This is a genomic window from Fictibacillus norfolkensis, from assembly GCF_014836645.1.
Classification (GTDB): domain Bacteria; phylum Bacillota; class Bacilli; order Bacillales; family Fictibacillaceae; genus Fictibacillus; species Fictibacillus norfolkensis.
The window spans coordinates 75,837-88,855 of sequence record NZ_JACSQM010000005.1; the positions used below are offsets into that span (position 1 = coordinate 75,837).

The following is a 13,019-nucleotide window of genomic DNA, read 5'->3' on the forward strand; positions in this document are numbered from 1 at the left end:
GTAGAAAATCATTTTGTAAGTAGTGTCATCGCGCATTTCGAACCTAGTGTAAAGTGGAGGATCTCATCGTTATCCTGCTTAAACTCAATGGATTGTTCTTCCTCACTATCGTTAAAAAGAACGGTCACAATCGAGTCATCTGTATTCTTAAAAGCGACCGTTCGGATATCTTCTGTACTTGTAGATCCGATTCGTACCGCTTGCGGCTGAACAAACTTGCTAAAGTGAGCGAGCGCGTAATAATCGAGCGTATAGATTAACTTCTTTGTTTTCTGTTCCACAGTTACAATGCCGCGGCACGTACTCTTGCCGAAGCCTGGAACAGAGGGGCCGTTCTCTTCATCTAATGCCATATTCCAGAGGACAAAGGATTTCGAATCGTTACGCATGATCTCAATTCCCGTACGCATGACGTTTGAGAACGCTGGTTCAAACGCTGGAATCCACTCTCCACCAGATCCTTCTGTAAAATGCACTTCTTTTTCCGGATAGACTGTATGTACTTGATGTTGAGCAACCGGTCGACCTCCATACCAATGCCACGCGACACCATCTACCGCATCTCCCACATCATCAATCACATGCAATGGATAATCTGGACGGTTCCAGTTATGGTCATAACAAAGAATCTTTGTGTCCAATCCGTTCTCAATGAAGCGCGGTTTTAAGTAGTTTTTAATAAAATCAGCTTGTCGCTCTGCGGTCATAAGCATGCCTGGATAATGACCCGGCACAAAAAGAGGCTCGTTTTGCGGCGTAATCGCATAGATGGGAAGGCCTTCTTCACCGTACGCTTTAATATAATTCACGAAGTAATCAGCATACACGCTATAGCATTCTTCCTTCAGCTCGCCACCAATCATCGAGTTGCTCGTTTTCATCCAAGCAGGTGCACTCCATGGGGATGCCATGAGTTTAATCGATGGATTTAATTGCAGCGCATTCTGTACTAAGGGAACGATGTCGTCTAAGTCATGCGCGATGGAAAAGTGGTTCAGTGAAAAGTCTGTCTCTCCGTCTGGAAGGTCGTTGTAGCTATACATCTCACGGGCATAATCGGAAGACCCCATCGGATTACGCAGCACAGAAAGTCCGATCCCCTTCTCTGGGTGAAACAATTTTTCCATAAGATCTGTTCTGTCGTTCTCATCTAGAATTTGATGAATGAGATAAGCTGCAGAATCGGTGAATGAAGCACCGAATCCGTCGATTTCTTGATAGGTTTCTTCAGGGTTAACAGTCACGGTCACCGAACGATCAGAAGATGGTGCATTCACACGAACGTCTTCGATCTCTTTTTGAACAAACAGATCATGTTCTCCCGTAGATTGATAGATGGTTAGGTTTTTCATGCGATCTCCTTTTCTTCCTTTATGGAAGCATAGTTGTTAAATAATCTTTCAAACAGAAACGATTTCACATAAGCCGATAGAGAGAACCCTAAGAACAGCCAAAGAACGATTAATTGTGGCAGAAAGATCGGGACAAGCCCTACAAACAATAGCGTAATCGCAAACAGTAGAATGGAGTAAGCCATCGAATGAAAGCTTATGAAAATAGCATTCTTTATGATCTGAAAACTACCATTCTCAAACTTAGCAAGTAGGGGGAATACGTATAAAAACGATAGCAGCGAAATCGTGACTACAAACAGCAGTGGGAAGAGTATTGCTGAGCCTTTTCCCATCAAAAATTGAGCTGCGAACAAAAAAGTAGCCGCTGTTGCGAGTAGAGTTAGCCAGATTTTCGTGCTTTGTTTAAAGTTACTTTTGAATCCGTTCCAGAAGTCAATGGCTATGCTGGTTTCTTCGTTTCGTACCATTTTAAAAGTTGTCGTGTACATGGCTGTTAGGGCTGCGCCGATCGTGATGATGGGCAGGCAGCTCATGATGAACAGCACGTTTAGTATGAGTAGGTCGAAGATTCTGGCTAGCGTTGTGAAGATTTTGCCTTCTATATGAAAGATTTTTTGCATGTTTGATTCCCCCTTTTAGAGCTAAGCTTTGTTGCGTTTGAAAGCGTTGATTTTCGTTACAGGTGCTCCCTTTCCGCGGGGCAGGCGGTGAGCCACTTGCCGCTTCGCGCCTTTAAGTGTCTCACCTGACCGCTTGTCTCGCAGGAGTCTCGCACCTTTCACTACAATCAACTAATTCAATGAAGAAAAAACTTCAACAACTCTTTACATGTTACTTCTGAGTGTGAGTAAAATAAGCACACTTTCCCAATGCCAATGATGATTATTTCATCCCCAACTTCTCGCGGTTTTGTTCCATTTTCTTTGTCTTGAGCTCTGTGATCTTATTCCAGTTGTTTTCGTCTAGGAACTTTTCGTAGCTCTTAAGCTCTTTGTCGAACTGTTTGTCACTCTTTGCTCGAACCATGCTTACGACTGTTTTTTGCCATTCGGTGTCGATGGCACTGAACGAGCGTGCTTCTGGTGTTCCTTGATCAGGGTTTGTTCCTTCTAGTACGAAGTGTGGCACGAGTTTTCCTTTGCCCCATTGTGCCATCTGTTTTGTTGCTTCGATTGTTGAGTCCTCGCTCAGCAGGTTGTATTTATCATGTCCGAAGAAGAAGAACTCCCCGAAACGATATTCTTTTTTGTATTGATCAGGATTCTTCGTGCGCATTTCTTTGATCTCTGGCTTGTACTCGTATTTTCCGTCTGCGTTCACTGTGTAAGTTTCGCCTTCAATTCCGTACGTTACGAGCGTTTGCCCTTTCTCGCTCAACAGGTACGTGAACAACTGAGTTGCTTTTGCTGGGTCTTTACTCTTTTTCGTAATATAGTTCATCATCCAGCCTGTAATCCCTGATTGATTTAGAGTTGGTGCGTTTCCTACCGTGCTCTCTGGTCCGTCTACCGCGATGTATTCACTTCCAGGGTTGTTAGTCTTAAAGCTTTGAAGCGCGCCACCTTTTTGTGGAATTCCGCTGATCAGCATGGATGCATATTTACCTGATTTGATTTTTTCTTCCATCGCTGTGTTGTCGTCGGCAAAGCTATCATCACTGATGCCGCCTTTTTGATATACGCCGTTAAACGTTTCTAACCACGTTAAGTAATCTTTATCCAAGTTACGGTTGTAGAACTTTCCATCCTTTGTCTCAAGCGGAACGCCGATATAGTCTTGCAGCACTTCACCAAACGCTTCACTCGGTCCAAAAGGAATCAATTTCGGATATTGTTCTTTGATCTTTGTCATCGCGCTTTGGAATTGTTCTGGTGTTTTCATCTCCGGTTTTCCGATTGCTTCATATACATCTTTACGAATAACAAATGCTGTTGTTGCCGGGATTACGCCTTTATCGTAGTCTGCTTGTGTGTTGGAGAAGTTAGCATAACCATACGTTTTTCCGTCTTTCAGTTCGTGCCATTTTAACGTATCTTTTACTGCTACTTTATGAAAATAAGGATCATACGTATCTGCTAATTCGTTCAATGGTAATGCCCATGTGTTCGCTTTTTTCGCGATTGGAGCATTCGCATCAAAAAGGGAGATGATATCCGGAATGTCTCCGCCAGAGAATAGTGCGTTCAATTTTGTATCATCACCCGTGATGAACTTCACATCGATGTTTAAGTCTTTCTTAATCTGCTTTGTGACGAAGTCGTTTCCGAAATCGGCATTCCACCAATCGGCGTTTACGTACCAAGTCAATGTTGTCGTTTCTTTACGCTTATCTAGTTTCCAAGCTGGTGTCTCTTTATCGACTTTGTAATCTGGCTTTTTTAGCCCTGCACTTTCCGTTTCTGAATCACTGGAACAGCCTGTTAATACCATTAACACCGCTAACAACAACACTAAGCCTTTGCCAAACATAGATTTGATGGTCTTCATTTTTTCTTCCTCCTTTGGATTAAAAACTGTTAACGCTTTCAAAATGAGTTATGTGAGTGTCACACTGATCCCCCAGGAGTCTCGCACCTTACACTCCAATCAAAATCAATGATGTTTTTGAAAGTAAGCATAAAAATTACAAGCCTACTATTCTTTCACCGCTCCAAGCATCATTCCTGAGATGAAATGCCTCTGTAGGAGTGGATAGATAAGGATGATCGGTAAGGTCGTGATGACGATTGTGGCGAGTTGAACGCCTCTTGCGGTTGTTTCGATGACGACTGAGCCGCCGATATTTTGCATTGTATTGGTTTGAGACTGAACGATGATTTCATAGATCTTCATCTGTAACGGATACAGTGCTTGATCCGTTACGTACAATTTTGTTGTGATAAAATCATTCCATTGACCCACTCCGTTAAAGAGAGCGATCGTCGCTAGTGCTGGTTTGGATAGTGGAAGGTAGATGCTCCAGAAGATTCTCCAATCGCCTGCTCCATCGATCTTAGCTGAGTCCTCTAGTGACTTGGGAACATTTCTGAAAAAGTTCATCAAGATAATAACATCAAAAAAGCTGAATAATGCCGGAATGATATACACCCAAAAGCTGTTTAACAATCCTAGTGATTTAATAAGTAGGTACGTCGGGATCATTCCTCCGCTAAAGAATAGAGTGATGATACCGAGTGCCGAGTAAAGCTTGCGCCCTCTTAAGTTCTGTTTGCTGTAGGCATAAGCGACCATCGCACAAAACAGGACATGTGTACCCGCGCCAATGACGGTCTTTGCAACAGAGATGAAGAATGCCTGCCAGATCGTCTCATCTCTAAACACGGCTCGATAGTTTTCCATCGAGAACTCTTGCGGCCAAAACACAAACCCGCCTTCTGCTAACGACCTTCCCGAACTGAAAGAAGAAACGAGCACGTTCCAGATCGGAATAATGATGATGAACGTGAAGATTAGCAATAAAGACATATTGATAAAGTTGAAAATACGGCTATCTAAATCTCCTTTAACTACTTTTCCTGCCATGAATGCCCTCCTCTCTACAGTACGGATTGTCCTTCATTTAATCGCTTCGTAACTTTATGTGCACCGACTAAAAGGATGAGCGACACGATCGACATGCCAAGACCAACAGCTGTCGCATATGAGAAATCCCCTTGTGTCATACCGATTCGATACACGTACGTACTAAGCACTTCTGCTTTCTCCTGATTCTGCGTATTCATGAGTACTAACGTCTGATCAAAGTTCGATCCGAAGATGCCACTCACTGCCAGAATCAAGTTCAGGTTGATAATATATTTCATAGATGGAATGGTAATATGCCAGATCTGCTTCAAGCGGCTCGCTCCATCAATTTTCGCTGCTTCATAATAAGTGGGATCAATTTTCGACATAACGGCAAGGTACAAGATCGTTCCCCAGCCGACTTCTTTCCAGATGTCAGAAAGTGTCGCGATCCACCAATACTTCCCTGCATCGAGCAAATAGTTTTGCGGGTTATCCATGAGTCCGACGGCCATCAACGTTTGATTCAATAATCCCGTCGTTGAAAACCAAGTAATCAGCATTCCACCTAATACGATCCAAGAAAGAAAGTGAGGCAGATACGAGATCGTCTGCATAAACCGTTTGATCGGTCCATCGTGCAGTTCATAGATCATAATCGCTAAAATGATAGGAGCGATGAATCCAATCGCAAGCTTCATTAAACTGATGGCCACCGTGTTGACCATCGCTTCCCAGAAAAACTTGTCTGTCATGATGATTTGAAAATTCTTTAATCCAACCCATGGAGCGGTGGAAAAGGTATCGAGTGCTGTGTATTGTTTAAACGCGATCAAGAGACCATACATCGGGATGTAGCTGAAGATAATCATAAATATGAGACCTGGTATAATCATGGATTGCAGTTCCCATTGATTTTTAAAGTCTTTGAAAAACCGTTTGAACCTTGGTCCTAGTGGCCTTTTTTCTTTTATTTCAACGTTGTTCTTCCCCATAAGCGTTACCTTCACAATTCATCTCACTCCCTTGCTGTTTTTATAAACTTTTGTTGTTACAAGCTGTGTTGTTATTTGTGTGCGGTTGGTTTCCGTTACAGGTACTCGCTTTCCGGGGGGCGTGCGGTGAGCCTCTTAGTGCCTTGCACTATTAAGAGTCTCACCTGTCCCACTGATCCCCCAGGAGTCTCGCACCTTTCACTCCAACCAACTAGTCTACGGTGTATTGAAAAGAAAAAATATATCAAAAACATTAAAAAAACGTTTTTATTAGCGGGTAAAAAAATTATCTTCCTACCAGTTGTTCTACTTTTAGATTGCTGGAGCGTCGGACGATGATTTCGCCTTTTAGCTTTTGGATCATGCCTTTTTCTTTTTGTTGGATCAATTTCACGAGATGATCTACGGCTAAGATGCCTTGTCTTGCGATTTGGTTCTTAACTGTTGTTAGTGGTGGCGAGAAGTATTCAGCTAGATTGATATCATCAAAGCCCATTACGCTAATGTCTTCTGGAATCTGATAGCCTTCTGATTTTAGCGCTTTTATACAACCAATCGCACTCACATCATTACCTGCTAAAAAAGCATCTGGTAACTTTTCAGGATGTAATTTGATAAAGGATTTTACGGCGTTATATGTACCTTCTTCTTCAAAGAAACCTTGCAGGATGTAGCTTTCATCAAACGGAAGATTGTGTTCGTTGAGCGCCGCGAGATAACCTTCTCTACGTTGAACACTGTCATACATCGTGTCCACACCTGAGATGTAGGCGATTTTCTTGTGTCCTAAACTGATTAAATATTTGGCTGCGTCATACCCCGCTGCATAAGAATCAAAGATGACGCTTCCCATTGTTTCGTTCTGCAATACGCGGTCCAGAAACACCGCTTTAACCTGCGCCTCTTCCATTACCGATACATCTTTTTCATCGATCAGCAGTTCCTCGAATATGATCACACCATCAAGGCGTTGTCCTAAAATATTGCTTAAGATCACGCGTTTATCTTTTGCGACCACGATGTTTAAGCCATATCCTAACTTTTCGCAGTGACGCGCCATCGCTTCGACCAACACATAAAAGTAAGGACCGCTGACACTTGTTGTAAAGAACCCGAGCATCTTGCTTTCGCCAGCTTTCAAGAGCTTTCCGTTAAGGTTCGGAATATAATTCAATCGTTCCGCTACCTCCAACACGTGTGCTTTTGTAGCTGGCACGAGAACATCAACGTTGTTTAACGCGTTGGAAACAGTCGAGATGGATACGCCCGCTTCTTTTGCCACATCTTTTATCGTTACTTTTCTCATTGCATTCTTCCTTCTTAAAACGTTTTTATTCCGGTGCAAAAAGTGGTTTTTATTTATCATTTTAATATGTAAGCGTTTTCTAAATATCTCAAAAATAGTGGGAGGGTCATTAATTGGTCCTCCCTTTCGTATTTCCGGTTCTTTTCTCATCTTCTAAAGTATAAAATCTCGAATCTGCACCGAAATATAAAAACGTTTTTATTTTATTTTAAATTACCACATCCCTCTCTAACTCACAATCTATTTTTGTTAATTTTCTGAAATTTATATATTTGTACCTATTTTAGCTCTATTTCCACAGTCACCGGATAATGATCGGAAGGGTAACCGTGCTCCATTTTTGTTCGAATAATCTTGGATTGAGAGATCATTACGTCTTGAGAAGTAAAGATAAAATCTATCGGTTCACCTTGCACATCTCCTTTAAAATCATGAAAGGTTAGTCGGTCTTCAATATTTTCACCCATCGTCTTAAACGCTTTCTTTAACTGCAGCTCTTTTTCACAATACTGAAACGTCTTACTACTAGGAACATCATTAAAATCTCCCATCAACAGAAATGGCAGATGTGATGTCTGGTTCAATCTATGAATCGTCTCTCCAATGAGCTTGATTCCTTGAACACGCGCTTCTTCACTCATATGATCCAGATGGGTGTTGAACACTCGGAATCTAGTATTTGGTCCTTCAATAAGTGATAACTCAGCCCACGTACACACACGTGGATAGCTCGTATTCCAGCTCATACTTCCTACCTCGTTCGGCGTTTCAGATAGCCAAAATGTATCTGAATCTAGTAATGTGAACAGATCTGTTCGATAAAAGATTGGTGTCCCTTCATCACCTCTTCGGCGTGGCTCACCTGTCCAGTCATAGATTGATAGATTCTGCATCACATCACGAATCATAGACTCATTCGCTTCTTGCATCCCAACAATAACAGGCGACTCGTCGTTGATTAACTGACTGACGCCTTTATACCGATCACCCCAAGCATTCTCTTGGAGACCAGGAATATCCACTCTTATATTAAACGTCATCACTTTCATCAGCTGTTTCGCACCCCTATCGTTTCAACTTCGTAATTGAACGTACCTACAGGCTGCTTCAAGTCATTGATATAAATGTTGAATGTACCAGGCTCGATACTTGGTTGCAGGGAATTGTTTAAATACTTTAGATCCTCTACTTTTAGGGTCAATTCCACACTAACCGTTTCATGAGCCGGCACATGTACCACTTTATATTTTTTCATTTCTCTTGTTGGGCGAACAACTTTTGAGACGAGATCTTCTATATAGAGAATTACGATTTCCGAATACTCGTATGAACTTTGATTCTCCACTTGGAACGAGATGGTTAGTTCTTCGCCATCCTTCAATACGCTGTTAGAAATTTTAATATCGCTATATTTTGTGTTCGTATACGTAAGTCCATCACCAAACGAGAACAGCGGACCCACTTCACAATCCTGATAACGACTGCTATAGCTTGAGTCATTCGCCGGACGACCAGAGCTGTATTCGTTATAGTAGATTGGAACTTGTGATGAATAACGCGGAAACGACATCGTTAGTTTCCCTGAAGGCGTATCTTTTCCTGTTAAAAGTTCAGCAATCGCAGCACCCGCTTGTGTTCCAGGGTACCAACACCAAAGGAGAGCTGGAATATCATCAATAAGATTTTGCAGCGCTAACGGTCTTCCGGAGAAACAAACGCAAACATAAGGCTTGTTTAAACGCTTAATCTCCCGGATCAATTCCTGTTGCTTATCCTCGAGCTCTATATGCACACTGCTGTGTCCCTCGCCACTTAAATCCCAACGCTCTCCAACAGCCGCAATGATATAGTCAGACTGAACACGTTCATTCTGCGGACACTCCTCTAACGTTTCATACGATTTGACGCTTAACGCACCATCAAGTGATTGCAGTCCTTCCGGTAGTGAGATGACATCATCAAAACTTCCTTTGCACGGCCAGTTCCCGAGCAGCTCTTTCGTTTTCGCGAACGGTCCAACGATTAAGACGTTTTTCACATTTTTTGGAATGGGCAACATGTCTTCATTCTTCAACAACACACAGCTTTTCTTAGCCGCTTCTTTTGAGAATTGTAGAAATTCCTCATTTAAGATAACCTGTTTCTCTTTTTCTTCATCTACATAAGGATTCTCAAATAATCCAAGTTCATTTTTCAAGTGTAAAATCTTAAGAACGGCAGCATCAATATCCTCCAGTAGATTTGGATGTTTCGTTAAAATCTCCTGATAGTTTTCAAGATAAAGCGTGGATACCATCTCAATATCAATTCCAGCGGTTAGTGCTAACTCTGCCGCTTCTTTTCCATTTGCAGCCACTCTATGGTTTTGCAGCTCCGCGACTGCACCCCAATCTGAGATCACAATGTCTTCAAACTGATAGCGATCTCGCAAAATATCTTTCATCATCTCTTCACTCGCCGTAACCGGTATTCCATTAAAGGTGTTGAACGAGCTCATCACAAACTTCGGCTTGTCTTTGAGCGCGATTTCGTAAGGCTTACCGTAGTACTCGAAAAACTCGCGCATCGACATATCGACCGTGTTATAGTCCTTGCCACCAATAGCCGCGCCATATGCTGCAAAATGTTTGAGACAGGCAGCTACTCCTTCATTTGAAATTTTGCCATCACTATCTTTTTGGTACCCTTTGATCATAGCCCCACCCAGATTACCTGATAACAGATGGTCCTCACCAAACGACTCCATCACTCTTCCCCACCTAGCATCCCGTACAAGGTCGACCATTGGAGAGAAGTTTACCGTAATGCCTGCAGCCCGTAATTCTGATGCCGTATGTGCAGCAACTTTTTCTAAAATTCCTTCGTCCCACGTACAAGAAAGGGCGAGTGGAATCGGAAAGATTGTCTTATAGCCATGAATGGCATCGTGCATAAAAAGAAGTGGTATTTTCAATCGCGACTTTTCTAAATAGGCTGACTGAATCATGTTCGTCGCCTTAGCACTCGAAACACCGATCACACTTCCTATCGTGTATAACGTGTCTCCTTCTAAAAGCTGATCCCAATACCCTGGACCCGTTTCTACCATCTCACCGTCAATCTTCCCGACGTAATGCTCTCCTGTAATCTGAGTGAGCTGACCGATTTTCTCTTTTAACGACATCTCTTGAAGTAACGTTTGTATGTTCTCTACATTCATTGCAGCTCCTCACCCGACTTCCACTCTAATTTTGGCAGAATTTCTTTTTGCAGCTCACACATCTCATCGATCATGGCACAGGCTTGATAATAGGTTGGTGCTTGCGGATCTAATAGGATTGCTTGTAGTAACTTTGTCTTTGATTTTTCAAGGAATGCCTCGATCAGTAATTTATGGATCGTACCTTGAATATGAATGGTTCCGATAATCGCCGTTGGCAGTTCTACCGTCATCGGCTTTAACGAGATTCCGTTTCCGTTCACTATTGCTTGTGTTTCGACCACCATATCGTCAGGCAATCCTTTTATCGCACCGTTATTCTGCATGTTAACGGCGTTTAGCTCGATCTCGTCATCGAAGTAGATCGCTTCGATAATGGGAATCGCATATTCATGACTTCGCTGTACGTTCTCCTTTTTAAAGACATAAGCCTGTTCCGTCCACTGCTCATAAGAATCGTCCTTCGGAAACAATTTCTTATCTAGAACGTGGCTACTTGCACTGTATACAAAATCAGGAACCCTTGAATCCTTTTCCCACAGCTTCTCTCGGATCGGGTCGTACCGGTATAAAAGAGACAACCCTGCGTAAAAGTCTTCGGCATATGACACATACTCACCAATATGGTTTGTTCCCGGATACGGATAATAGCCATACGTGCGATACATCGTTCTCGACAACCCGAGATGGTCGAATTGGGCTAAGGCGTTTGCCTCTTTTTCTTTTTGATCAAAAAGTGGATACAGATCTTCGCCTGTCTTTTTATCGTAGATTTTTGTAAAAAAGCCGAAGTGGTTCAGCCCTCCACCTTCTACTCCAATTTCGTTCGCATCCCGCTCCAAAAACTCTGCTAACTGATGAATGCCCATGTCTAAGCCATGACACAAGCCTACTACCTTGATCGATGTAAGTTTTGAGATGGCTTCAACTAACTTTGCTTCAGGATTCGTATAGTTAATGAACCATGCATCAGGACAAACTCTTTCCATCGTTTTTGCGATTTCAAGCATCGGACCCATGTTTCGGAGCGTATGGAACATCGACCCCGGACCTCCGTTCTCTCCATAGATCTGTTTGCTGCCGTAACGGCGCGGAATATGAAAATCTTGAGACCAGTAATGGTAACGTTCTCTCTCAATGGCAACGATTACAAAATGGGAGTCACGTAAAGCTTCTTCCAGATTTGTAGTCTGCCAAATCTTCGCCGGATTCTCAAAAGCCTGAAACATTTCTGTCGCATATGTATACGTGCGGTTCACGTTTTCTTCACTGATGTCCATGAGCGCAATCTCTAGTTGGACTTCTGTTTTCAGTCGTTTTGACAAAACGAGATCCTGCAGTGCTCCTAAAGCGAACGATATGCTGCCTGCCCCGATTAGTGATACCTTCATCTTATTCATGTAGATCATTCTCCTTTTTAAGTGATGCTTCATCAATCCACTTCGCCGCTTCTCGATCTAGATAGAAATCAATATGGTCGTATCCTAATAGAACCTGAGCTGGTAGTTGAGCTTCCCGGTTCATTATGATTTCTTTTGCGATTTCAGCTTTTCTTTCACCCGTCATCACTACAATGACCCTTTTACTTTTCATGATTTGACCTAGACCGAGCGTTATTCCCTTTTTAAGTGAAGTTGGTTGATTAAAGTACTTTTGCGCGACAATCTTTGTTTTTTCCGATAGGTCGACAACACAGCTATGATCTAAAACCGAACAGCCCGGCTCATTTAAACCGATATGCCCGTTCATCCCAACACCCATCAAACTAAATGTAATAGGATTATTTTCAATAAACCGATCAATACGGTGGCACTCGTTTTGAAAATCCGGCGCTGTTCCGTCAAAGAATTCAATCTGCGAATCCCGAAGTTCTAATGGAGAAAACAGGTCTTTGTTCAGCATCTGATAACAGCTTCCTTCAGAAGTTCGATCAATGCCCACCCATTCGTCTAGACTTACGATTCTTAAATCCTTTAGCCTTGGATTGTTCTTTGCTTCCCCAACAAACTGAAGGTAGCTTTTTTTTGGTGTTGTGCCGGATGCTAGGCAGAATACCGGGTTTTCGTCATTTAATAGATGTTGCATCATTTCTTTGGCGACTTGGTTTGTTACGGCTTGTTCATCTTCAAAGATTTTAATCATATATTGTCACTCCAATTTGAGTACAGAGAGGTTACATATAGTAATGATGTCATTACCAGTTAAGGTAAGTATAACAGTTGCTTTTTAAAATGAAATACCTATTTCTTAATTTTCTAAAAATATACCCATAGTAATGTTATAGGCTGTTTAGCTACTTACAATATACAAAAGAGCCTTACCGTCTTGGTTTGGCTCCTTCATTATGTATTATTTATATGCTTGATTTTTTTCTTTCTTATTCTTCGCGCTAAAAATTCTGTAGACAATCCCAATAGCTGTAATAACCAACACAACCACAAGGGAAAAAGTCGTTTTGACATAAATGTTATAACCTAGGGCTAGTATAAACGCTAAGAGAATGAATATGTTCAGCATGGGTCTAACCTCTTTCTCATAAGTTTCGGGATCTTTCCGACTTTCTATCATAGATATTTAAGAAGGCTTCAACTATAAAAAACACGACTAAACCAATAACTAATATAGTAAAAGAGCTAGCAATAAATTCTTTATCCATGAAA

General features: G+C 42.0%; 10 protein-coding genes. All 10 read right to left on the bottom strand.

The features are described from left to right. Positions 1 to 8: 8 nt before the first annotated feature. On the bottom strand, positions 9 to 1,352 hold the full coding sequence (locus H9648_RS12510) for a glycoside hydrolase family 30 protein (RefSeq protein ID WP_191754156.1): 1,344 nt from the start codon (positions 1,350 to 1,352) through the stop codon (positions 9 to 11). Continuing rightward, positions 1,349 to 1,975: a YesL family protein gene (locus H9648_RS12515; protein ID WP_191754157.1), complete on the bottom strand. Its 627-nt coding sequence runs from the start codon at positions 1,973 to 1,975 to the stop codon at positions 1,349 to 1,351. The genes H9648_RS12510 and H9648_RS12515 overlap by 4 nt, the downstream gene beginning before the upstream one ends. A 262-nt stretch (positions 1,976 to 2,237) precedes the next feature. Further along, the gene (locus H9648_RS12520; protein WP_191754158.1) at positions 2,238 to 3,842 is read right to left on the bottom strand and encodes a type 2 periplasmic-binding domain-containing protein; all 1,605 of its coding nucleotides are present in this window, start codon (positions 3,840 to 3,842) and stop codon (positions 2,238 to 2,240) included. A gap of 147 nt (positions 3,843 to 3,989) precedes the next feature. Continuing rightward, complete coding sequence (locus H9648_RS12525) at positions 3,990 to 4,877, bottom strand: carbohydrate ABC transporter permease (protein WP_191754159.1); 888 nt, start codon at positions 4,875 to 4,877, stop codon at positions 3,990 to 3,992. A 14-nt stretch (positions 4,878 to 4,891) separates the two neighbouring features. Continuing rightward, on the bottom strand, positions 4,892 to 5,854 hold the full coding sequence (locus H9648_RS12530) for an ABC transporter permease (protein WP_191754351.1): 963 nt from the start codon (positions 5,852 to 5,854) through the stop codon (positions 4,892 to 4,894). A gap of 286 nt (positions 5,855 to 6,140) precedes the next feature. Beyond that, on the bottom strand, positions 6,141 to 7,160 hold the full coding sequence (locus H9648_RS12535) for a LacI family DNA-binding transcriptional regulator (RefSeq protein ID WP_191754160.1): 1,020 nt from the start codon (positions 7,158 to 7,160) through the stop codon (positions 6,141 to 6,143). Between the two features lie 278 nt (positions 7,161 to 7,438). Beyond that, entirely contained in the window at positions 7,439 to 8,209 is a 771-nt protein-coding gene (locus tag H9648_RS12540; protein ID WP_191754161.1) for an endonuclease/exonuclease/phosphatase family protein, read from the bottom strand. Then, positions 8,209 to 10,359, bottom strand: coding sequence for a glycoside hydrolase family 3 N-terminal domain-containing protein (locus H9648_RS12545; protein ID WP_191754162.1), 2,151 nt, complete (start codon positions 10,357 to 10,359; stop codon positions 8,209 to 8,211). The genes H9648_RS12540 and H9648_RS12545 overlap by 1 nt, the downstream gene beginning before the upstream one ends. Then, positions 10,356 to 11,759 (bottom strand): family 4 glycosyl hydrolase, encoded by a 1,404-nt coding sequence (locus H9648_RS12550; RefSeq protein WP_191754163.1) that lies wholly within the window; start codon positions 11,757 to 11,759, stop codon positions 10,356 to 10,358. Before H9648_RS12550 ends, H9648_RS12545 begins: the two co-directional genes overlap by 4 nt. Beyond that, complete coding sequence (locus H9648_RS12555; protein ID WP_191754164.1) at positions 11,752 to 12,501, bottom strand: 6-phosphogluconolactonase; 750 nt, start codon at positions 12,499 to 12,501, stop codon at positions 11,752 to 11,754. The genes H9648_RS12550 and H9648_RS12555 overlap by 8 nt, the downstream gene beginning before the upstream one ends. Between the last annotated feature and the right edge of the window lie 518 nt (positions 12,502 to 13,019).